The sequence below is a fragment of the Roseovarius salinarum genome, from assembly GCF_002834145.1.
In the GTDB taxonomy this organism is placed as follows: domain Bacteria; phylum Pseudomonadota; class Alphaproteobacteria; order Rhodobacterales; family Rhodobacteraceae; genus Roseovarius; species Roseovarius salinarum.
The window spans coordinates 1-22,024 of record NZ_PHNT01000014.1; the positions used below are offsets into that span (position 1 = coordinate 1).

General features: G+C 68.3%; 22 protein-coding genes. 16 read left to right on the top strand and 6 right to left on the bottom strand.

Features of this window, described 5'->3' with window-relative positions:
• On the bottom strand, positions 1-236 hold a 236-nt coding region (locus CEF10_RS17215; protein WP_232796496.1), incomplete at its 3' end, for a hypothetical protein.
• Between the two features lie 113 nt (positions 237-349).
• Here CEF10_RS17215 and CEF10_RS12475 point away from each other — a divergent pair.
• Positions 350-937 (top strand): TetR/AcrR family transcriptional regulator, encoded by a 588-nt coding sequence (locus CEF10_RS12475; protein ID WP_101068506.1) that lies wholly within the window; start codon positions 350-352, stop codon positions 935-937.
• A gap of 74 nt (positions 938-1,011) precedes the next feature.
• Here CEF10_RS12475 and CEF10_RS12480 read toward each other — a convergent pair whose 3' ends face one another.
• Positions 1,012-1,923 carry a pirin family protein gene (locus tag CEF10_RS12480; protein ID WP_101068507.1) on the bottom strand — a complete coding sequence of 304 codons (912 nt, stop codon included), beginning with the start codon at positions 1,921-1,923 and terminating at the stop codon, positions 1,012-1,014.
• A gap of 168 nt (positions 1,924-2,091) precedes the next feature.
• On the opposite strand from CEF10_RS12480, the gene CEF10_RS12485 reads away from it, so the two are divergent.
• On the top strand, positions 2,092-3,036 hold the full coding sequence (locus CEF10_RS12485; RefSeq protein ID WP_101068508.1) for an NAD(P)-dependent oxidoreductase: 945 nt from the start codon (positions 2,092-2,094) through the stop codon (positions 3,034-3,036).
• Positions 3,037-3,095: 59 nt separating this feature from the next.
• Positions 3,096-3,566 (top strand): hypothetical protein, encoded by a 471-nt coding sequence (locus CEF10_RS12490; RefSeq protein WP_101068509.1) that lies wholly within the window; start codon positions 3,096-3,098, stop codon positions 3,564-3,566.
• A 24-nt stretch (positions 3,567-3,590) separates the two neighbouring features.
• Here CEF10_RS12490 and CEF10_RS12495 read toward each other — a convergent pair whose 3' ends face one another.
• From CEF10_RS12495 to CEF10_RS12505, 3 genes are read right to left on the bottom strand one after another with little or no spacing between them, the layout of a single operon-like run.
• Positions 3,591-4,151, bottom strand: a complete 561-nt coding sequence (locus CEF10_RS12495; protein ID WP_101068510.1) for a TadE/TadG family type IV pilus assembly protein — start codon at positions 4,149-4,151, stop codon at positions 3,591-3,593.
• 1 nt (position 4,152) lies between these two features.
• Positions 4,153-4,686, bottom strand: coding sequence for a TadE/TadG family type IV pilus assembly protein (locus tag CEF10_RS12500; RefSeq protein ID WP_101068511.1), 534 nt, complete (start codon positions 4,684-4,686; stop codon positions 4,153-4,155).
• A complete protein-coding gene (locus tag CEF10_RS12505) occupies positions 4,686-6,446 on the bottom strand; it encodes a pilus assembly protein TadG-related protein (protein ID WP_101068512.1) in 1,761 nt (586 codons plus the stop codon). Before CEF10_RS12505 ends, CEF10_RS12500 begins: the two co-directional genes overlap by 1 nt.
• A gap of 333 nt (positions 6,447-6,779) precedes the next feature.
• On the opposite strand from CEF10_RS12505, the gene CEF10_RS12510 reads away from it, so the two are divergent.
• The 12 genes from CEF10_RS12510 (at position 6,780) to ubiV (ending at position 21,083) form a co-directional block, all read left to right on the top strand.
• Positions 6,780-8,210: a Glu/Leu/Phe/Val family dehydrogenase gene (locus CEF10_RS12510; RefSeq protein WP_101068601.1), complete on the top strand. Its 1,431-nt coding sequence runs from the start codon at positions 6,780-6,782 to the stop codon at positions 8,208-8,210.
• A gap of 5 nt (positions 8,211-8,215) precedes the next feature.
• Complete coding sequence (locus CEF10_RS12515; RefSeq protein WP_101068513.1) at positions 8,216-8,836, top strand: DUF6151 family protein; 621 nt, start codon at positions 8,216-8,218, stop codon at positions 8,834-8,836.
• A gap of 121 nt (positions 8,837-8,957) precedes the next feature.
• Entirely contained in the window at positions 8,958-10,211 is a 1,254-nt protein-coding gene (locus tag CEF10_RS12520) for a sarcosine oxidase subunit beta family protein (RefSeq protein ID WP_101068514.1), read from the top strand.
• A gap of 75 nt (positions 10,212-10,286) precedes the next feature.
• Entirely contained in the window at positions 10,287-10,559 is a 273-nt protein-coding gene (locus CEF10_RS12525) for a sarcosine oxidase subunit delta (RefSeq protein WP_101068515.1), read from the top strand.
• A complete protein-coding gene (locus CEF10_RS12530) occupies positions 10,556-13,486 on the top strand; it encodes a sarcosine oxidase subunit alpha family protein (RefSeq protein ID WP_101068516.1) in 2,931 nt (976 codons plus the stop codon). The genes CEF10_RS12525 and CEF10_RS12530 overlap by 4 nt, the downstream gene beginning before the upstream one ends.
• Positions 13,479-14,030 (top strand): sarcosine oxidase subunit gamma, encoded by a 552-nt coding sequence (locus CEF10_RS12535; protein WP_101068602.1) that lies wholly within the window; start codon positions 13,479-13,481, stop codon positions 14,028-14,030. Before CEF10_RS12530 ends, CEF10_RS12535 begins: the two co-directional genes overlap by 8 nt.
• A 61-nt stretch (positions 14,031-14,091) precedes the next feature.
• Positions 14,092-14,400, top strand: coding sequence for a hypothetical protein (locus CEF10_RS12540; protein WP_232796497.1), 309 nt, complete (start codon positions 14,092-14,094; stop codon positions 14,398-14,400).
• Positions 14,401-14,505: 105 nt separating this feature from the next.
• On the top strand, positions 14,506-16,458 hold the full coding sequence (gene dnaG, locus CEF10_RS12545; protein ID WP_101068603.1) for a DNA primase: 1,953 nt from the start codon (positions 14,506-14,508) through the stop codon (positions 16,456-16,458).
• A gap of 118 nt (positions 16,459-16,576) precedes the next feature.
• Positions 16,577-18,577, top strand: a complete 2,001-nt coding sequence (rpoD, locus tag CEF10_RS12550; RefSeq protein ID WP_101068518.1) for an RNA polymerase sigma factor RpoD — start codon at positions 16,577-16,579, stop codon at positions 18,575-18,577.
• 69 nt (positions 18,578-18,646) lie between these two features.
• The gene (ubiT, locus tag CEF10_RS12555) at positions 18,647-19,174 is read left to right on the top strand and encodes a ubiquinone anaerobic biosynthesis accessory factor UbiT (RefSeq protein ID WP_101068519.1); all 528 of its coding nucleotides are present in this window, start codon (positions 18,647-18,649) and stop codon (positions 19,172-19,174) included.
• A complete protein-coding gene (locus CEF10_RS12560; protein WP_101068520.1) occupies positions 19,171-20,169 on the top strand; it encodes a peptidase U32 family protein in 999 nt (332 codons plus the stop codon). The genes ubiT and CEF10_RS12560 overlap by 4 nt, the downstream gene beginning before the upstream one ends.
• 5 nt (positions 20,170-20,174) lie before the next feature.
• A complete protein-coding gene (ubiV, locus tag CEF10_RS12565; RefSeq protein WP_232796498.1) occupies positions 20,175-21,083 on the top strand; it encodes a ubiquinone anaerobic biosynthesis protein UbiV in 909 nt (302 codons plus the stop codon).
• Positions 21,084-21,102: 19 nt separating this feature from the next.
• On the opposite strand, the gene CEF10_RS12570 is transcribed toward ubiV, so the two are convergent.
• Positions 21,103-21,312, bottom strand: a complete 210-nt coding sequence (locus CEF10_RS12570) for a dodecin family protein (protein WP_101068522.1) — start codon at positions 21,310-21,312, stop codon at positions 21,103-21,105.
• Positions 21,313-21,469: 157 nt separating this feature from the next.
• Here CEF10_RS12570 and CEF10_RS12575 point away from each other — a divergent pair, with 157 nt between their 5' ends.
• Positions 21,470-21,883: a secondary thiamine-phosphate synthase enzyme YjbQ gene (locus CEF10_RS12575; protein ID WP_101068523.1), complete on the top strand. Its 414-nt coding sequence runs from the start codon at positions 21,470-21,472 to the stop codon at positions 21,881-21,883.
• Positions 21,884-22,024: the final 141 nt, after the last annotated feature.

Here is a 22,024-nt window from a genome sequence, read left to right on the forward strand (position 1 = left end):
GCCGCGCGGCCAGCGGGCGCGGCGGCCCGGGGTTCGGGCGCATCGCCGGCGGAGGCGGACCGGCGCGTGCCTTCGGGCCGCGGCGCCTGTGCGCGGGCCCTGAGCGTCTCGGCCGGCAGGAGCGCGGGATAGTCGGCGTCAGACGTGCTCGCGTCCGTCTCGAAGGCGGCCGGCGGGCTGCATGCCGCGGCCAGCGCGGATGTCAGAAGGAGCAGCAGAGAGGCCTTGGCGCGCATGCCGGCATTGTCCTCGGTGTCGAAAACGGAAACTCGCGGGCAGATTGCCACCGTTGTTGCCCCCGGTGCAAGCGGGGCTTTGATCTGAACGCGCGTTCAGATAAACGGATCCCATGGCACGGACGCAGGGCTCCCACGCCGGGATCACCGGCCCCAGGGTGCGCGAGGCCGCCCTGCGGCTGTTCGCGCGGCACGGCTATGCCGCGGTCCCGATGCGGCAGATCGCGGCAGAGGTCGGCGTGCAGGCAGGGGCCCTGTACAACTACACCCCCGACAAGCAGAGCCTGCTGTTCGAGCTGATGAAGGAACACCTCGAGACGCTCCTGGCGGCCCGCCGGGCCGAACCCGTGCCGGCTGACGCGCTTGCGGCCCTCGAACAGTTCACCCGCTTCCATATCCGTTTTCACGCCCGGCGCCCGGACGCCGTTTTCGTCGCCTACATGGAACTGCGCAACCTCGAGGCGGACAACTTCGCCGTGATCGAGCGGCTGCGGCGGGCCTACGAGGACGATCTGGAGGCGATCCTGGACACGGGTGTGCAGCAGGGCGTGTTCGCCGTCGCCGAACCGAAGATCGCCGCAATGGCACTGATCGCGATGTTGACGGGCGTGAACACCTGGTTCCGCGAGGGCGGCCGACTTAGCCTGGCGCAGGTCGAGGACATCTACTGGGACATGGTGCGCCGGGCCGTGGCCGCCTGAACGCGGGGCGCCGCCCGTCACGCGCCGGGCGGCGCCCCGGGCTTTGCGGGCAAAAGGCCGGTCGGGGCGGCCCGTCAGCCGGACTCGCGGATGAAGGTGCCGTTGTTCAGGTCGCGCATCGCCTGACGGATCTCCTCTTGCGTGTTCATCACGATGGGGCCGTGCCAGGCCACCGGTTCGCGGATCGGTGCGCCGGCGACCAGAAGGAAGCGGACGCCGCGCTCGCCGGCCCGGACTGTCACCTCGTCGCCCGCGCCGAAGCGCACCAGCGTCCTGTCGCCCGACAGGTCGCGCAGGTGCATTTCGTGGCCGGCCACCTGTTTTTCCAGCAGCACGCCGGACGGGGCGGCGGCGTCGGCAAAACGTCCGTCGCCCTCGAACACGTAGGCGAAGGCCCGGCGGCGGGTGTCCACCGGCAGCCGCTTGTGCACGCCCGGCGGCACGGAGACGTCAAGGTAGAGCGGGTCGGCGGCGATCCCGTCCACCGGGCCGCGTCGGCCCCAGAAGCTGCCGGTGATGACGCGCACGGCGGTGCCGTCGTCGTCGATCACCACCGGGATCTCGGTGGCCGGCACGTCCTGGTAGCGCGGCGCGGTCATCTTCAGCGACGACGGCAGGTTCGCCCAGAGCTGGAAGCCGTGCATCTGCCCGGCGGTGTTGCCCTGCGGCATCTCCTGGTGGAGGATGCCCGACCCGGCGGTCATCCACTGCACGTCGCCCGCGCCCAGCGTGCCGCTGTTGCCCAGCGAGTCGCCGTGCGCCACCGAACCGGACAGCACGTAGGTGATTGTCTCGATGCCGCGATGCGGATGCCAGGGAAACCCCCGCCGGAACCTTTCGGGGTCGTCGTTGCGGAAATCGTCGAACAGCAGGAACGGATCGGCGGCCTCCGGGTCGTCGAAACCGAAGGCGCGGTGCAGGTGAACGCCAGCGCCCTCGAGCGTGGGCTGGGCCTGGCGGGTGTCGGTGACGGGTCTGATGGACATGGGCGAGCCTCCTTGGTTGGAAAATAGGATAATGGCAAGTGTGCGCCAATACGGGTATTTGTGGTGATGCAAACTGAAATTGTGCAAAAATGCCCATACCGAGCGTCGCGGAGGGGATCGACATGCCGCACAAAGCCCGCAAGGTTGGCCGAAACAGGGAGGAACGTCATGAAAATCGGGTTCATCGGGCTGGGAAATGTCGGCGGCAAGCTGGCCGGCAGCCTTTTGCGCAACGGCATGGATCTTGTGGTGCATGACCTCGACGAGGGGCGCGTGGCCGCCTTCACGGCGCATGGTGCCGCGGCGGGGGGCGACCCGGCGCAGATGATGCGTGCTTGCGACGCGGTCATCACCTGCCTGCCCAGCCCCGAGGCGAGCGCGGCGGCGCTGGCCGCGATGCTGCCCGAGGTGGGGCCGGGCAAGATCTGGATGGAGATGTCCACCACCGATGCCGAGGAAGTGAAACGGCTGGGCCAACAGGTGATCGCGGCCGGCGGCGCGTCGGTGGACTGCCCGGTGTCCGGCGGCTGCCACCGGGCGGACACCGGCAACATCAGCATCTTCGCCGGCTGCGACCGTGCCACATTCGAGCGCGTGCTGCCGCTGCTGACGGTCATGGGCCGGCGGGTGCTGCACACCGGCGCACTGGGCAGTGCGAGCGTGCTCAAGGTGCTGACGAACTACCTGGCCACGGCGAATCTGGTTGCCTGCGCGGAGGCGCTTACGGTGGCCAAGGGCGCGGGCATGGACCTGGCCACCGCCTTCGAGGCGATCCGGATCTCGTCCGGCAATTCCTTCGTGCACGAAACCGAAAGCCAGGTGATCCTGAACGGCAGCCGCGACATCTCTTTCACGATGGATCTGGTGGCCAAGGACATCGGGCTGTTCCAGCGGACCGCGGAGGGGGCCGGCGTGCCGCTGGAACTCAACCCGCTTCTGATCGGTATCCTCGAGGACGGCATCGCCCGCTACGGGCCGCGCGAATTCTCGCCCAACATCATCCGGCGGCTCGAGGAGGCGACGGGCCTTGACGTTACCGCGCCAGGCTTTCCCGCCGAGATGACCGACGACGAGCCCGAGGCACCGGGCGGCGAGGTTCACCCGCGTACGTGATCCGGCCTCGCATCCCGCTGCGGTTCGCGGTATGGCCGTCGCGTGAAGGGAGAACGCGCATGTCCGACAAGGTTCTGGCCACCGTCCGCGCCTCCGCCCCGCGCCGTGCCTTCGGGCTGGGCACGCTGGCGGGGCTGGGGCTGTTGCTGCTTTACATGGCGCTGGCGATGCCCCCGGCGAACCCGGTCTGGCGGGTGGTCATGGTGGTTCTGGGCGTGGCGGCGCTGTGGCTGACACGGGCGATGGCGCGCGCCACCGCCGGGGCGGTCGAGCTCACCGAGACGGAGCTGCGCGACAGTGACGGCACGCGCATCGCCCTGATCGAGGAGATCGTCGGGCTTGACCGCGGCATCTTCGCCTTCAAGCCGTCGAACGGCTTCCTGCTGCGGCTTGCGCGGCGGGCGCCGCGGGCATGGCGTCCGGGGTTGTGGTGGCGGCTGGGCCGGCGCGTCGGCGTGGGCGGGGTCACGCCGGGCGCGCAGGCGAAGATGATGGCGGAAGTGATCGAGACGATGCTTGCCACCCGCTGAACCGCGGCCGGCGCGTGGCGGCGGTCAGCCGTCCAGGACGATCTGGGGCACGAAGCGGGGGCTGGCGAAAACCCGGGTCTCGACATCGAGGATCTCGTCCCCGGGCATCTCGAACGGCGTGAAGTAGCGCGAGACCGAGTCGACGAGAAGCACCTCCTCGCCGTCGGTGAGAATGGGCAGCCGGTCGCGCCGCGCCTCGGCGTCGGCGTCCGTCCAGGGCGTGAGATCGCCGGTGCCGCGAACGCGCGACCACTTGACGGTGTATTCATCGTTGTCCGCGTCGTATTTGATGACGGTGAAACGCAGCTGGTTGCGCTCGCCGTCGCCGGCGATCGCGTCGAAGACCGTCTTGGCGTTGGTAAGATAGCTCTCGTCTATGGTCTGCATCTCGCGCGTGATCATGTCGGCGGTGGTGTAGGTCGCCTTGTCGCGGATGCTGTTGAAGCGATAGACGTCGAAGAACACGAACATCAGCACCATCACCCATGCCAGGAAGGGCATGGTGATCGCGGCCTCCATCGTGGCCGTGCCCCGGGTGTCGTCGCGGAACCGCCGCAGGAAGGTGCTGATACGCGTGCGCCACATGTCAGTTCGGCTCCTGCACGAAGGCTGTCATCGTCGTCAGCTGCATCTCGCCGTCGGTGCGTGCCGTCAGCGCCGACGAGAAGCGGGTCGTCGGAAACAGCGGGTCGTAGACCGCGCAGGCGCGCAGCAGCATCAACTGGTTCTGCTGTCCCGGCGTGAACTGGCGCACCGGGTCGGATTCCGCGGCACGGTCGACGCAGTCGAACGCCTGGTCGAACAGCGACAGGTTGCGCAGGCTGGTCGGTTTCATCTCGAGCCGCACGACCTCGCTGCAGTTGGGGATGATGATGGCGTTTTCGCAGATGATGTCCTTGATCTCGTCGTGCTGTGGCGCGGTGCCGGTGCCCAGCCGCAATTCGCGCACGGCGACGTCCAGCCCGCGTTCCAGCATCGCGTGCCGCGCCGTGACGAAGCTGACCTCGAGCGCCGCGAAGATCATGATCATGTAGGCCGGCAGGATCAGGATGAACTCGACCGCGGCCGCGCCGGTTTCGGCGCGCCAGAAGCGGGTCAGGAATTTCTTCATCCGGGTCATTACTGCGTGAGCCTCAGCTGCACGACGTTGCCGGCGATCGAGCCGAAGGCGTCGTTGATGTTGATGCCGTCGGCGCGGTAGTAATGCGCCCCGGTCGAGGCGCAATCCTTGAGCGTGCGCTCGGCCGTGCCGCCCTGGCTGATCTCGAAGCCGATGGTGTAGACGACGACGCCTTCGTTCTTGGTGGCGGCGCACACGTTCTTCATCCGCGTGTTCTTTTCCGACCCGTCGACCCGTTCGGACCCGACGTAATCGTTCCAGGGGCCCGAATTGCCGGTGATGTCGCGGTAATAGTCGGGTGACATCATCCCCCAGGCCTCTTCCCAATCCAGTTGTTCGGTGCCGATGTAGCCCGGCAGGATCTGGTCCAGGTCCTTGAACTCCTGCCCGGAGATCCATTCGTCCTGGTCAATGTTGTAGTAATCGCCGTCGTCCGGATCACGCAGGTAGTAGACCGACTCCACGTCGCCGGTCGCCTTGTAGAAGCACTTGAACCAACCGTACTTGCAGTACTGCTCGTAATAGGGGTCTGTATAATGGTATCCCTTGTTGTACTTCGTGAAGCCGTAATCGAACTGCTGTTCCTGGTAGGTCACGTTGTAGAGGTCCGAGTGCTTGCCGCGGTATTCCGGATCGCTCACGTCGAAGAAATACGAGGTGGTGTTCTGGCCGTCGCCCATCATCACCACGACCTTCAGCGTCTCGCTCTGGTCGTAGTCCGCCGGCACCGTCGTGAGCGACGCGTCCATTTCACCGGAGTCGATCAGGTTGCCGGTCACGCCCTTGGTCCGAAATGTCGGATCGAGAAGGGCGGCGCCCCATTTCATGCCCTGGCTTCCCGACGTGTTGCCGCGGGCCTGCAGCGCGTCGATGGCGGTGTGCAGCGCGGTCTCGTTGTTCGAGTAAGGCAGGATGCGCATGTAATCGTCGGTGTAGCACGACCGCCATGTGCTGTTGAGGTTCTGCCAGCCGCCATAGACTGCGGTATAGATCATCTGGTCGACGGGGATGCCGTTGCTGGTCGCCGACGCGCCGCTGGACAGCGAAGCGTGATTGAAATCCTTGTCCTTGAAGCGCAGGCAGGTGGAGTAGGTGTGCTTTTCGTCCACGGCGAGCGCGTCGTACATCCCCTGCGAGGGCGTCACCGACCAGCTGAAGGGGATGATCGAGATCACCGTGTCGCCGGGCGTCGAGTTGTCGAGGATGGTGGTGACGAAATCCTTCGCCGCACTTTTGAGGTTGTTTAGCTTGGAGTTGCTGCCCATCGAGCCCGAGACGTCCAGCACGAGCGAGATTTCCAGTTTCGGAATCCGTTTCTCGGCCGTGGATGCCGCCACGGCGGTCATTGACTTGACGCCGCTGAATTTCAGCAGGTGCGTGGGCATCGTCATGTCGGCGGTGGCCTCGACGCGGGTCGCGTTGAGGGTGGTGTAGACGTCCTCGTCCTTGATCGGGTTGAGGTAGTTGCTCAGCCCGCTCTTGTCGAAATAGTCCTCGACGATCGCCTTGGGTTCCAGCCCGCGGGTGCCGGCCCCCGCAAGCACGGCGCTGTCCAGCGTGTTCTGAAGGTCGGCCCGCCGCATCTCGAACCGCATGATGTCGATGCCGATCCCGCCGGCGATCAGGATCATCATGAAGACGAAGAGCGAAAACACCGTGACGGCCCCGGATTCGTCGTGCACGAAGGCGGCCGACGCGCGGTGTCGCCGCCGCCGGTCCGTGTGCCGGTCGTTGCGTGCCGAGATACGCTGGCGTGTCATGTCGATGCCTTTCCTCGGGCGTGTTGTCCCGCGCCTCTGACGGTTTTTCCCGGTGACTCAGTTTAACGAAGCCCGTGGCGAAAAAATGGCGGTTTTCCGACGAAATACGGCCCATTTGCCGGGTCTTGCGAACAGACGTTTCGCTTTGGCGGGATTGTTGCCCGCTGCGATCCGGTCGGGAGGGGCGGGAAGGCATCGCAGGCACACGCGCCTTGGCGGTCCAAGGAACGGGTGGACAAAAATGTCGCATGCCTTAACGATGGGCGCGATCCCGGTGACAGCACGGCCGCGGCCACAAGCGGCATCCCGGGGCACGGACCAGGGAGGATGATGATGTCCGCGAAGAATGAGCCGACGTTCCGCGAGTCAGTGGACCTGATGTTCAACCGCGCTGTGGCGCTGATGGATCTGCCGCCGGGGCTGGAGGAGAAGATCCGCGTCTGCAACGCCACCTACACGGTGCGTTTCGGCGTTCGGCTGCGCGGCCAGATCCATACCTTCGTGGGCTACCGCAGCGTCCATTCGGAGCACATGGAGCCGGTCAAGGGCGGCATCCGCTATTCGCTGGCGGTGCACCAGGACGAGGTCGAGGCGCTGGCCGCGCTGATGACCTACAAGTGCGCGTTGGTCGAGGCGCCCTTCGGCGGGTCCAAGGGCGGGCTGTGCGTCGACCCGCGGGAATGGGACGAGCACGAGATGGAGCAGATCACCCGCCGCTTCGCCTACGAGCTGGCCAAGCGCGACCTGATCCATCCCTCCCAGAACGTGCCGGCGCCGGACATGGGCACGGGCGAGCGGGAAATGGCGTGGATCGCCGACCAGTACCGGCGCATGAACACCACCGACATCAACGGCCGCGCCTGCGTGACCGGCAAGCCGATCAACGCCGGCGGCATCGCCGGCCGGACCGAGGCGACGGGCCGCGGCGTGCAGTACGCCCTCCAGGAATTCTTCCGTCACTCCGAGGACATCACGGCCAGCGGCCTGACCGGCACGCTGGACGGCAAGCGGGTCGTCGTCCAGGGGCTGGGCAACGTGGGCTACCATGCCGCCAAGTTCCTTCAGGAAGAGGACGGCTGCCGGATCATCGGGATCATCGAGCGTGACGGCGCGCTTTACAACGAGGACGGCATCGACGTGGAGGCGGTGCGCGCCTGGATCACCAAGCACGGGGGCATCACCGGTTTCCCGGATGCCTCGCACTCCGCGGAGGGTGCCGCGGTGCTCGAGGCCGAGTGCGACATCCTGATCCCCGCCGCGCTGGAAGGCGTGATCAACATGGAGAACGCCAAGCGGATCAAGGCGCCGCTCATCATCGAGGCCGCCAACGGCCCCGTCACCGCCGGCGCCGACGAGATCCTCAGCCAGAAGGGCACGGTCATCATCCCCGACATGTACGCCAACGCCGGTGGCGTCACCGTGTCCTATTTCGAATGGGTCAAGAACCTCAGCCACATCCGCTTCGGCCGCATGGGCCGCCGGCAGGAGGAGGCGCGCCACCAGCTTCTGGTCAACGAGCTGGAGCGGCTGGACAACCAGCTTGGCGATGCCTGGGTCATCACGCCGGACTTCAAGGAGAAATACCTGCGCGGCGCGGGCGAGCTTGAACTGGTGCGTTCGGGCCTCGACGACACCATGCGCATCGCCTACCAGGGCATGCGCGAGGTCTGGCACGGCCGCGAGGACGTGCGCGACCTGCGCACCGCGGCCTATCTGGTCGCCATCGACAAGGTCGCGTCGAGCTACCGCGCGCTGGGGCTCTGACCGTCTTGAGCGGGCGGCTGCCGCTGGAATGCCGCTGCGGCGCGTTTCGGCTGGAGGTCTCGGTCCCCGGTCCCGCCGCCGGCACGCGGGTGGCCTGCTACTGCCGGGATTGCCAGACCGCCGCGCGCCATTTCGGAGCGCCCGGCGCGCTTCTCGGCCCCGCCAGCGGCACCGACATCTGGCAGACCACACCCGACCGGATCGCGATCGCGGCGGGCGCGGAGCGGCTGGCGATCCTGAGGTTGACGCCCGGGGGGCTGTTCCGCTGGTGCGCCAGCTGTTGCGACACGCCCGTGATCAACACGTTGCCGCGCCTTTCGCTGCCCTTCGCCGGTGTCGTGATGCGTCCGGGTCAGGCCGCAACGGCCGATCCCGTGCTCGGCCCGGTATTCGCCCACGCATTCACGGCGAGCGCGCCGCCGGGCGCAGGTGCACCCGCCCGCGACCGCCACTTCGCGCGTGCCGGGCTGGCGGTCGTGCGCCGCATGCTGGCCGCCTGGATCTCGGGCCGTGCGCGGTTGACCCCGCTCCGCGGCCCCGGGGGTGGCCCCGTCGCGCCGGTGCATGTGCTGGACCCCGCCGCGCGGGCGGCCGCGCGCCCCGAGGCGGCGCCGCCCGCACAATGACCGGCGGCGTCGCGGCCTGACCGGAATCTGTCGAAAAACTTGGGGGCGCCCGGTATTCCCCATTGCTAAGCGAAAGGGGGGCTGCTTCACTCGCGGCCATTCAGCAGGGGATACCGACACCATGCGCTTTTCCGGGCTGCGCGTTCTCAAGGAGGGTCTGACCGGCAACAAGGGCTGGTCGCCGCACTGGCGCGACGCAGACCCCAAGCCGGAATACGACGTGGTCGTGATCGGCGGCGGCGGGCACGGGCTGGCCACCGCCTATTACCTCGCGCGCGAACACGGGATCACCGATGTCGCGGTGCTCGAGAAGGGGTACCTCGGCGGGGGCAACATCGGTCGGAACACCACCATCGTGCGTGCCAACTACTTCCTGCCCGGCAACTCGGAGTTCTACAGCCATTCCCTCAAGCTGTGGGAAGGGCTGGAGGAGGAGCTCAACTACAACGTGATGCACAGCCAGCGCGGGCTGATCAACCTGTTCCACAACGATGGCCAGCGCGATGCCATCGTCCGCCGCGGCAACGCGATGGTCAACCAGGGCGACGACGCGATCCTGCTGGACCGCGCCGCGTTGCGCCGCAAGGTGCCCTACCTCGATTTCGACAACGCGCGCTTTCCCGTGCAGGGCGGCCTGTTCCACCCGCGCGGCGGCACCGCGCGGCACGATGCGGTGGCGTGGGGGTTCGCGCGCGGGGCCTCCGACAGGGGTGTCGACCTGGTGCAGAACTGCGAGGTCACGGGCATCGACGTGGATCGCGGCCGCGTCACCGGGGTGCAGACCACCCGCGGCGCGATCCGCGCCAGGAAGGTGGCGGTGGTGGTTGCCGGCCGGTCGAGCCAGGTGGCCACCATGGCGGGCATGCGCCTGCCGATCGAAAGCCACGTCCTTCAGGCCTTCGTCACCGAGGGGCTCAAGCCCTGCATCGACCACGTCGTGACCTTCGGCATGGGGCATTTCTACATCAGCCAGTCCGACAAGGGGGGGCTGGTGTTCGGTGGCGACCTGGATTTCTATCCCTCATACGCGTCCCGCGGCAACCTGCCCACGGCGGAACACGTGATGGAGGCCGGGATGACGCTGATGCCGATGATCGGCAAGGCCCGGCTGCTGCGCAGCTGGGGCGGCATCATGGACATGACGCCCGACGGCTCGCCGATCATCGACCGCTCGGGCATCGAGGGGCTCTACCTGAATTGCGGCTGGTGCTACGGGGGGTTCAAGGCGGTGCCCGGCTCGGGCCACTGCATGGCGCACCTCGTGGCCACCGACCGGCCGCACGATGCGGCGGCCCGGTTCCGCCTCGACCGGTTCCGCACCGGCCGCGGCCTGATGGACGAGGAAGGCACCGGCAGCCAGCACAGCCTGCACTGAGGCACCCGGCGGAGAGGTTCGGATCGTGAGTATTTTCGGCAAGATGAAGCATCAGTGGCGCGCAGGGAGGACGGCATGAGGATCACCTGCCCGATCTGCGGCGCGCGCGACCGGCGCGAATTCACCGTGAAGGGCGCCGCCCTGGCGCTGGAGCGGCCCGCGCGCGACGCGGGCGATGTGGCCTGGGACGACTACCTGCACAACCGCGACAACCCCGCCGGACGCAGCGCGGAGCTGTGGTATCACGAAACGGGCTGCGCGGCCTGGATCGTGGTCGTGCGCGACACGGTCACGCACGAGGTGTTCGAGACCCGGCTGGCCGACGGCGACACGGAGGCGGGATCATGAGGATCGGTGGCGAGGGCCTGATCGACCGCGGGGCGCGCCTGGATTTCACGTTCGACGGGCACGGGTACCAGGGCGTGAAGGGCGATACGCTCGCCTCGGCGCTTCTGGCCAACGGCATCCGGCTGATGGGCCGGTCGTTCAAGTATCACCGCCCGCGCGGGCCGCTCACGGCCGACAGCGCCGAGCCCAACGCGCTGGTCACGCTGGGCCGCGGCCCCGGGCAGGATCCCAACGCGCGGGCCACCACCGTCGAGCTTCACGACGGCCTCGAGGCGCGCAGCCAGAACCGGTGGCCCGGTCTGGATTTCGACCTGCTGTCGGTCAACGACGCGCTGGCGCCGTTCCTGGGGGCGGGGTTCTACTACAAGACCTTCATGTGGCCGCGCGCCTTCTGGGAAAAGGTCTACGAGCCGGCGATCCGCCGCGCCGCCGGCCTGGGCGCGATCTCGCGCGTGCACGACCCCGACCGCTACGAGAAGGCCTTCGCGCATTGCGATCTTCTGGTGATCGGGGCGGGGCCCGCCGGGTTGATGGCGGCGCTCACGGCCGCACGGGCGGGCGCCGAGGTGATCCTGGCGGACGAGGACACGCACCCCGGCGGGCGGCTGAACGCCGAGACGCTGGAGGTTGACGGCCGGCCCGGCCGGGACTGGGCCGCAGCGGTGGCCGCCGAACTGTCGGAAATGGACAACGTGCGCCTCATGACGCGCACCGCCGTCGTGGGCGCCTACGACCAGGGCACCTTCGGCGCGCTCGAACGGCTCGCGCCCGACATCGCCGCCCGCCGCGGTGCGCCGCGCGAATGCTTCTGGCGCATCGCCGCGCGGCGCGCGGTGCTCGCGGCCGGTGCGCTGGAGCGCCCGGTGGCCTTCCAGAACAACGACCGGCCCGGCGTGATGCTGGCCGGCGCCGTGCGCGCCTATGTCAACCGCTGGCGCGTGGCCCCGGGGCGCAACGTGGCGGTCTTCGGCAACAACGACGGCGCCCACCGCACGGCGGCCGACCTGATGGCCGCCGGCGTACACGTCAGCGCCCTGATCGATTCCCGCCCCGGCGCGACCACGGACCTTGACCTGCCGTTCTTCCCCGGCGCCACGGTCACGGATGCCCACGGGCGCAAGGGGCTCGAGGCGATCTCGGTGGCCACCACGAGCGGCATCGACAAGCTGCAGGCCGAATGCCTGGCGGTTTCGGGCGGCTGGAACCCGGCGGTGCACCTGACGTGCCACATGAACGGCCGGCCCGCGTGGCGCGAGGACATCGCCGCCTTCGTGCCCCGCGACGGCGCCGTGCCGGGCCTGCGCGCGGCGGGGGCCTGTGCCGGCACGTTTTCCACCCGGGCCTGCCTGGAGGACGGCATCGCGGCGGCGCGCGAGGCGCTGGAGGAAATGGGCCGCACCGCGCCCGGAACATCCGCGCCGCGGGCCGAGGACGGCGCCTATGCCATAACCCCGCTCTGGACCGTGCCGGGCAAGGCGCGCGCCTGGCTGGATTTCCAGAACGACGTGACGGTCAAGGACGTCAAGCAGGCCGCGCGCGAGAACTTCCGTTCGGTCGAGCACATGAAGCGCTACACCACGCAGGGGATGGCCACCGACCAGGGCAAGAACTCCAACACCGGTGCGCTGGCCGTGCTGGCCGACGCGACGGGCCGCGCGATCCCCGAGACCGGCACCACGACGTTCCGCCCGCCCTACAACCCCGTGGCCATCGGTGCGCTCGGCGCGGGTGCGCAGGGCATGGGCTTTGCGCCGCGGCGTCTGACGACCTCGCACGCGGCTTCGGTGGACCGCGGCGCCGAGATGCTCGAGGTCGGGCTTTGGTACCGGCCCAGCCATTTCCCCGCCCGCGGGGAAACGCACTGGCGCCAGTCCACCGATCGCGAGGTAACCATGGTGCGCGAGGCGGTGGGCATCGCCGATGTCTCGACGCTGGGCAAGATCGACGTGCAGGGGCCGGACGCCGCGCGGTTCCTCGATTTCGTCTATGCCAACACCTTTTCGACGCTGAAGGTGGGGCGCGTGCGTTACGGCATCATGCTGCGCGAGGACGGGCACGTGATGGACGATGGCACCACCGCCCGGCTGGGCGAGACCCACTTCCTGACGACGACCACCACCGCCGCGGCGGGCGAAGTGATGCGGCATTTCGAGTTCGTGCACCAGTGCCTGTGCCCGGACTGGGACGTTCGCTTCATCTCGGTGACCGAGCAATGGGCGCAGTTCGCCGTGGCCGGCCCGAAATCGCGCGATCTGCTCGACGATCTGCTCGACACGCCCCTCGATGACGCGGCCTGGCCGTTCATGGCCTGCGGGCCGGTCGGCCTTGGCGGGGTGCAGGCGCGGCTGTTCCGCATCTCGTTTTCCGGCGAACACGCCTACGAACTGGCGGTGCCCGCGCGTTACGGCGACAGCCTGTTCCGCGAACTGGCCCGGCGCGCCGAGGCGCTGGGCGGCGGCCCCTACGGCATGGAGGCGCTCAACGTCCTGCGGATCGAGAAGGGGTTCATCACCCATGCCGAGATCCACGGCCGCACCACCGCCTTCGACATCGGCATGGACCGCATGGTCAGCCGCAAGAAGGACTGCATCGGGCAGGCCGCCGCCGAGCGGCCCGGCCTGCGCGAGGACGGCCGCGAGCAGCTGGTGGGCCTCAAGCCGGTGGGCGCGGTCAAGATGCTGACCGCCGGCGCGCATCTGTTCAACGAGACCGACCCGGCCGACCGCGACCACGATCAGGGGTACATCACCTCGACCGGGTTCTCGCCCACCTTCGGGCATTTCCTCGCGCTGGGGTTCCTGAAGAACGGGCGCGCGCGGCACGGTGAGGTGGTGCGCATGGTCGATCACCTGCGGGGCGTGACCGCCTATTGCGAGGTGCAGGATCCGGTCGTCTTCGACCCGAAAGGAGATCGTGTCCGTGACTGAGCTTCTGGCGAAGACCCCCTGTGCCGGCCTGCTGCCGCTGCGCGCCGGCACCACGACGCTGACCGAGGTCGATCTCGGGCAACTGACCAGCCTTGCCCCCTACCGTGGGCAGGCCGCGGCGCTGTCCGACGCGCTGCATGCCGCCCACGGTCTGGCGGTGCCGGGGCCGGGGCAGACCACCGAAAGCGACGACGCCGAGGCGATCTGGTTCGGCCGCGCGCTGGTGCTGCTGGCGGGGCCGGCGCCCGACGCGTCGCTGGCCGCGCATGCCGCGCTCACCGACCAGTCGGATGCCTGGGCGGTGGCGGAACTGGCCGGCGATGACGCGGCCGCCGTCCTGGCGCGGTTGACGCCGCTCGACCTGCGCGCCAGCCGGTTTCCCGTCGGGGCGACCGCGCGCTCCGAGCTTGCCCACATGGCGGCCAGTGTCACCCGCACGGGCGAACAGGCGTTCCGCGTGATGGTCTTCCGCGCGTTCGCGCAAACGCTTGCGCACGAGATGCGCACGGCCATGGACGGGGTTGCGGCCCGGCGGACCCGCTGACAGGGTGTCGCCCGAATGCAGCGACGTCACCATGAGACGGGGGCCCGAGATGACGCAACCGATGTTGAGCACCCTTGCCGGCCTGCTGATGCTTGCGCCGCTTGCCGCGGTGGCCGAGACGGCCGAGGAACGGGCCGCCCGCTGTGCCGCGCAGGCCGATCTGGTGTCCGAAGCGGTGGTCCTGCGCAGCGACGGGGCAGACAAGACGCGGGCCGTCGAGCGGATCAAGGCCGGCGACAACGCGGCCGCGGAGCGCTATCCGTCGACCGTCTCGGTGCTGGTGGGCTGGGTCTACACCCTGCCCGATGACCAGTTGACCGCGGACGCCGCGAGCGCCTTCGAGAAATCCTGCGTGGCCTTCGAGCAATAGGCCCTGGCACTGCCCGCACCCGCCCGGGCAAATCGCGCGCGGCGCGCGGGATCGCCGCGCAACCGGGTTGGCGCCGGGGCGCCGATGGCCCATATTGCGGGGATCATGAGTCTGCCGCCCGGGTTCCTTGACGAATTGCGCAGCCGCGCGAGCCTTGCCGATGTTGCCGGGCGCAAGGTGATCTGGGACAGGCGCAAGTCCAACCAGGCCCGCGGCGACATGTGGGCGCCGTGCCCCTTCCACCAGGAAAAGACGGCCAGCTTCCACGTCGACGACCGCAAGGGATTCTACTATTGCTTCGGCTGCCACGCGAAGGGGGATGTCATCACCTTCGTGCGCGAGACCGAGAACGTCGATTTCATGGAAGCGGTGCGTATTCTCGCCGCGCAGGCGGGCATGGAAATGCCCGACCGCGACCCGCAGGCGCAAGCGAAGGCGGACCGGCGCACGCGGCTGGCCGAGGTGATGGAGGACGCCGTCCGCCATTTCCGGATGCAGTTGTCCACGGCCGCCGGGGCGGCGGCACGGGATTACCTGGCCGGGCGCGGGCTGGACGACCCGACGCTGGACCGCTTCGAGATCGGTTTTGCCCCGGACGCATGGCGCGGGCTGCTCGACCACCTGCGCGGCAAGGGGATCGACGACGACACCATCCTGGCCGCGGGACTGGCCCGGACGGGGCGCAACGGCGGACCGCCCTACGACACGTTCCGCGGCCGCGTCATGTTTCCCATCCGCGACGCGCGGGGGCGGTGCATCGCCTTCGGCGGGCGGGCGATGGCCCCGGAGGCGGACGCGAAATACCTCAACAGCCCCGACACGGACCTCTTCGACAAGTCCCGCACGCTATACAATCACGGGCCTGCGCGGCAGGCGGCGGGCAAGGGGCAGACCCTGATCGTGGCCGAAGGCTACATGGACGTGATCGCGCTGGCGGCGGCCGGGTTCGACGCGGCGGTCGCGCCGCTGGGCACCGCGGTGACCGAGCACCAGCTCCAGCTTCTGTGGCGCATGGCCGACGAGCCGGTGATCGCGCTCGACGGCGACACGGCCGGGCTGCGCGCGGCCCACCGGGTGATCGACCTTGCCCTGCCGCTGCTGGAGGCCGGCAAGTCGTTGCGCTTCGCGCTGATGCCCCCGGGCAAGGACCCCGACGACCTGATCCGAGAGGGCGGCCCGGCGGCCATGCAAGGGCAGATCGACGCGGCGCTGCCGATGGTCCAGCTGCTGTGGCGGCGCGAGACCGAAGGGCGCGCGTTCGACAGCCCCGAGCGCCGCGCCGCACTGGACAAGGCCCTGCGCGAGCACCTGGGCCGCATTCGCGATGCGTCGATCCGCGCGCACTACGGGCAGGTCATCAAGGAACTGCGCTGGCAGCTGTTCAACCCGCGCCGCGCCGCCCGGCAGGAGGGGACCGGCAAGGGGGGCGCCCGGTGGCGCCCGGTTGGCGTGGCGCGGCCCACCACGAAATCCTCGTTGCTGGTGGCGGCGGGCGACCGGGCGCACGACGGCCTGCGCCGCGCCGTGATCCTTGCCACGCTGGTAATGACCCCGGATGTGACCGAGGAGTTCGAGACGGCGCTGGAAGGGCTGGACTGCCCCGATCCCGAGCAAGCGCGGTTGCGCGACCTGATCCTGCGGCACTGGCCCGAGGGCGCGGAAGGTTTGCGGGGGCGCATTGTCCGGCAGATGGGCGAGGACGCCCTTGAAAAGCTTCTGAGCCTGCCCCATGTCGCGATAACGCCCGCGGTGCGCCACCCGGGCGACATGGAAACCGCCCGACTGACCATGGCCGAGGAGCTGGCCAAGCTGACCGCCGAACGGGGCCTTGCCGCCGAGGTGTCGGAGGCCGCCGAGGATCTGTCCGGCCTCGCCGACGAGGCCGTGACCTGGCGGCTGGGGCAGGCGGCCGAGGCACGCAACCGCGCCCTGCGCAGCGAGACGCAGGACGGCACGGAGTATGACACCGGCGACAATGGCGCGCGAATCAGGCGCGACGAACGCGAGGAATTCGACGCGCTGCTGGACAGCATTACATTTTCCAAACCGGGCCGCTAGGCAACAACGGTGAGGAATGTCTAGGGAAAACAGGGTAAACGGGTGAACGAATCAGCGAATCACGCTAGTGAGTCGGTTTAATCGATTCGCCCGACCGCCCAGAGTTGAGGAGACCTTCATGGCCGCCAAGGACACCGAGGAGCAAAAGCCCGAGTCGGGAGACCCCGAGATCTCGCTGGACATGAGCCAGGCCGCGGTCAAGAAGATGATCGCCGAGGCCCGCGAGAAGGGCTTCATCACCTACGATCAGCTCAACAAGGTGCTCCCGCCTGACCAGGTGTCGTCGGAACAGATCGAGGACGTGATGTCGATGCTCTCGGAGATGGGCATCAACATCATCGAGGCCGAGGACGCCGAGGAGGCCGAGGAGGACAGCAAGTCGACCGCCATCGCCGAGATCGGCCAGAAGGGCGACGTCGCGCTGTCGGGCGGCAAGGACGAGAAGCTCGACCGCACGGACGACCCGGTGCGCATGTACCTGCGCGAGATGGGCAGCGTCGAGCTGCTGTCGCGCGAGGGCGAAATCGCGATCGCCAAGCGGATCGAGGCGGGCCGCAACACCATGATCGCCGGGCTGTGCGAAAGCCCGCTGACCTTCCAGGCGATCACCATCTGGCGCGACGAGCTTCTCAGCGAGGAAATCCTGCTGCGCGACGTGATCGACCTCGAAGCCACCTTCGGCACCCAGATGGGCGAGGAGGAGGGCGCCGAGCCGGTGGTCGAACCCGCCAACGTCACCACGCCGCCCGAGGACAATCGCGAGAAGGCCGAGGAAGAGCCCGAGTACGACGCCGACGGCAACCCCATCGTCAAGGAGGACGAACCCGACGAGGAGGAAGAGCAGGCCAACATGTCGCTCGCGGCGATGGAGGCCGCGCTCAAGCCGAAGGTGCTCGAGACGCTGGACCGCATCGCGCAGGACTACGAGAAACTGTCCGAGATGCAGGACAGCCGCCTGTCGGCCACGCTGAACGAGGACGGCTCGTTTTCCAAGGAGCAGGAAGCGACCTACCAGAAGTTGCGCTCGGAGATCGTCGAGCTGGTCAACTCGCTGCATCTGCACAACAACCGCATCGAGGCGCTGATCGACCAGCTTTACGGCATCAACCGGCGCATCATGACCATCGACAGCGCAATGGTGAAGCTGGCCGACCAGGCGCGCATCAACCGCCGCGAGTTCATCGACAGCTACCGTGGTCGCGAGCTCGATCCGACCTGGATGGAGGAGATCGCCGCCAAGCAGGGGCGCGGCTGGCAGATGCTGATGGAACGCTCGTCCGACAAGGTGGCCGAGTTGCGCGCCGACATGGCGCAGGTGGGCCAGTACGTCGGGCTCGACATCCCCGAGTTCCGCCGCATCGTCGCCCAGGTCCAGAAGGGCGAAAAGGAGGCCCGCGTCGCCAAGAAGGAAATGGTGGAGGCCAACCTGCGGCTGGTGATCTCGATCGCCAAGAAATACACCAACCGCGGGTTGCAGTTCCTCGACCTCATCCAAGAGGGCAACATCGGCCTGATGAAAGCGGTGGACAAGTTCGAGTATCGCCGCGGCTACAAGTTCTCGACCTATGCCACCTGGTGGATCCGGCAGGCCATAACCCGGTCGATCGCGGACCAGGCGCGCACCATCCGCATCCCCGTGCACATGATAGAGACGATCAACAAGCTGGTGCGCACAGGCCGCCAGATGTTGCACGAGATCGGCCGCGAACCCACGCCCGAGGAACTGGCCGAGAAGCTCCAGATGCCGCTGGAGAAGGTGCGCAAGGTGATGAAGATCGCCAAGGAGCCGATCAGCCTCGAGACGCCCATCGGCGACGAGGAGGACAGCCAGCTCGGCGATTTCATCGAGGACAAGAACGCCGTCCTGCCGCTCGACTCGGCGATCCAGGACAACCTGAAGGACACAACCACGCGGGTCCTGTCCTCGCTGACCCCGCGCGAGGAACGCGTGCTGCGCATGCGCTTCGGGATCGGCATGAACACCGACCACACGCTCGAGGAAGTGGGCCAGCAGTTCTCGGTCACGCGCGAGCGCATCCGCCAGATCGAGGCCAAGGCGCTGCGCAAGCTCAAGCACCCCAGCCGCTCGCGCAAGCTGCGTAGCTTCCTCGACCAGTAAAGGGGGAAACGGCAGGCGGCTTGACTTTCGTCAATCGCCGGCTGCGCCCCGCTTGCTAGGCGGGGGGGCATGACAGATGTCCCCACTCACGACAGCGGCGGGGCGCACGCGGCGACGGGCTGGGCGCCGCCCCTGCCGCTGTTCCTGCTGCAGCCCGTATTGGCCCGCGTGGTCAGGCGGGTGGCCAGCCGATACCCCGAGCTTCTCGAACGTCTTGGCCCGGTCCGGGGCGCGCGCTTCCTGATCGATCCGCGCGGCCTGCCGTTTACCCTGCTGCTGAAGCCCGACCCGGACGCCCTGCTGCTGCGGGCCTGCCCGCGGGGGCGGCCGCCCGCGCATGATGCGCTGATCGCGGGACGGTTCCTGGATCTGCTGGAACTGGTGGACGCGGCCGAGGACGGCGACGCGCTGTTCTTCTCGCGCGAGCTGACCATCACCGGCGACACCGAGGCCGTGGTCACCCTGCGCAACGCGCTCGACAACGTGGAAGGTTCGGTCGCGGCGACGGTGGCCGGGATGTTCGGCCCCCCGGGGCGTGCCGCGCTTGCGGCCCTGCGCCGCGCCGCCCGGCGTGGCACCCCGGAGGCGCAGCCATGATCCGCCCCGAGCTTGTCTGCCCCGCCGGCACGCCAGCGGGCCTGCGCACCGCCGTGGAGGCGGGGGCGGACACGGTCTATTGCGGGTTCCAGAACGCCACCAACGCGCGCAATTTCCCCGGGCTGAACTTCACGCCGCAGGAGATGGAACGCGCCGTGGGTCACGCCCACGACCGCGGCACCAAGGTGCTGCTGGCGCTCAACACCTTCCCGCCGGCGGGCAAGTTCGACCTGTGGCGCGACGCGGCCGCACTGGGCGCGGAAATGGGGGTGGACGCCTTCATCGTGGCCGACATCGGCGTGGCCGATCACATCGCGCGCGAACACCCCGGCGCGCGGTTGCACCTGTCCGTGCAGGCCGCGGCCTCAAGCCCCGAGGCGATCCGGTACTACTGCCGTGAATTCGGGGTGAAGCGTGTCGTGCTGCCGCGTATCCTGACGGTGCCCGAGATCGAGGCGCTGGCGGCCGAGATCCCGTGCGAGATCGAGACCTTCATCTTCGGCAACCACGGCCTGATGGTCGAGGGACGTTGCAGCCTGACGAACTACGTCACGGGGCTGTCCACGAACATGGACGGGGTGTGTTCGCCGGCGGCGGACGTGCACTACGACCGCGATACCGAGGGCACCATGACCACACGGCTGCGCGACGTGACCATCGACCGCTTCGGCTGCGCAGAGACGGCCGGCTACCCCACGATCTGCAAGGGCCGCTACCACGCGCCGCACCGCGAGGACGGCTATTACGCCTTCGAGGAACCCGTGAGCCTGAACCTCGCCAAGCTGCTGCCGAGCCTGATGGGCGCCGGCGTGCACGCCTTCAAGATCGAGGGACGGCAACGCTCGCGTGCCTACGTGCGCAAGGTGGTGGGCGCGTTCCGCCGGGCCGTGGACGACGTGATGGCCGGCGAGACTCCCGCGCTGGACGACCTCGTGGCGCTGACCGAAGGGCGGAAGCAGACCGAAGGCGCCTTCAAGACGAAGAAATGGCGGTGAAATCCATGAGCCGGAAACTGACGCTCGGCCCAATTCCCTTCCACTGGCCGGCCGAGACCAAGCGAGATTTCTATGCCCGCATCGCCGACGAGGCGCCGGTCGACGAGGTTTACCTGGGCGAGGTGATCTGCTCCAAGCGCGCGCCGTTCTTCGAGAGGGCGTACGCCGCTGTCGCCGATCGTCTGGAACGCGGCGGCAAGCGCGTGATCCTGTCCTCGCTCAGCGAGGTTATGACGAAACGTGAACGCCAGATGATGGCGGGACTGTGCGAGGTCGACGACCGCGAGATCGAGATCAACAACAATTCGGGGTTGTTGCACGTGTCGGGGCGGACGCACCGCATCGGCCCGATGATGAACGTCTACAACGAACGCACGCTTGCCGTGCTGCACGTCCGTGGCGCAACGCATTTCGCCCTGCCGGTCGAGATGCCGGGCCACGCGGTCGCGCGCATCGGCCAAGCAGCCGCCGCGGCCGGCGCGGGTCTGGAGGTGCAGGTCTTCGGTCGCGCGTCGCTGGCCGTCTCGGCGCGCTGTTACCACGCGCGCGCCCACGGTCGGACGAAGGACAACTGCCAGTTCGTCTGCGAGGACGACCCCGACGGCATGCCGCTGACCACGCTCGCGGGCGAACCGTTCCTGCGGATCAACGGCATCCAGACGCTGTCACAGTCCTGCGTCAACCTGCTGGGGGATCTGGACGATGTCGCGGCCAGCGGCGTCACGCACTACCGCCTTGTCCCCCAGGACACGGACATGCTTGCCGTGGTGGGGGTTTTCCGCGACGTCCTCGACGGCCGGGCCACCGGCGCCGAGGGCGCCGCGCGCATGGACGCGCTGGACATCGCCGCGCCGTTCTCCAACGGCTTCTGGCACGCGCGCCCGGGCGCGCACCACGTCAGGACGGCGCGCTGAACCGCAATCCCCGGCCTCCTCAGCTCGGATCCTCGAGCACGAAGGTGACCAGCATGTTCACACGGTAGCTGGTGATGGACCCGTTCTCGACGCCCACGCTCTGTTCCTTGACCCAGGCGCTCTGCACGTTGCGCAGCGTCTCGGTCGCGCGGGTGATACCCTTGTTGATGGCGTCCTCGAAGCCCTGGGTCGAGGTCGAGGAGATCTCGGTGACACGTGCAACGGACATTTCAGCCTTCCTTTCTTCCGATTGGATCCGGACATGGTGACACGCCGCGGGGCGGGCACGAAACAACCTGCGTTAATCCGCCCGAACGCCAGCGGAGGCGTGCCGCCGCCCCCGCGCGGTTGACATCCTCGGCCCGGCGGGCATTAGGCTGCGCGTCATGCAGACGCATTTCAGCATCGCCACGCGCGGCCCCGGGCTTTACGAATTCACGCGTGAAGTGACGCGCTGGGTGGCCGGGCAGGGGGACGGGCTGCTCACCCTGTTCGTGCGGCACACCTCGGCCTCGCTGCTGATCCAGGAAAATGCCGACCCGGACGTGCAGCGCGACCTGCGCGCCTTTTTCGAGCGGCTGGTGCCGCCCGCCGATGCCCCGGACATGGCGTTCCTGCGCCACACCACCGAAGGCCCCGACGACATGCCCGCCCACATAAAGGCCGCGATGATGCCGGTATCGCTTTGCGTGCCGGTGGCGGATGGCCGCCCGGCGCTGGGCACCTGGCAGGGGATCTATCTGTTCGAACACAGGAATGCGCCGCACACCCGGCAGGTGGCGGCGCATCTTGGAACATGAGACCACATTCCTGCTGAAGGGTCCTGCGGCAAATGTCGTGATCGCAAGGGTATTTGCCAACCGCCCGGGCGGCAGTTTCCGCTGAAAGACCGTATTTGGTGGCCGCGAATTTGGGCTACCCAAAAACTTGCGGCTGCCCTA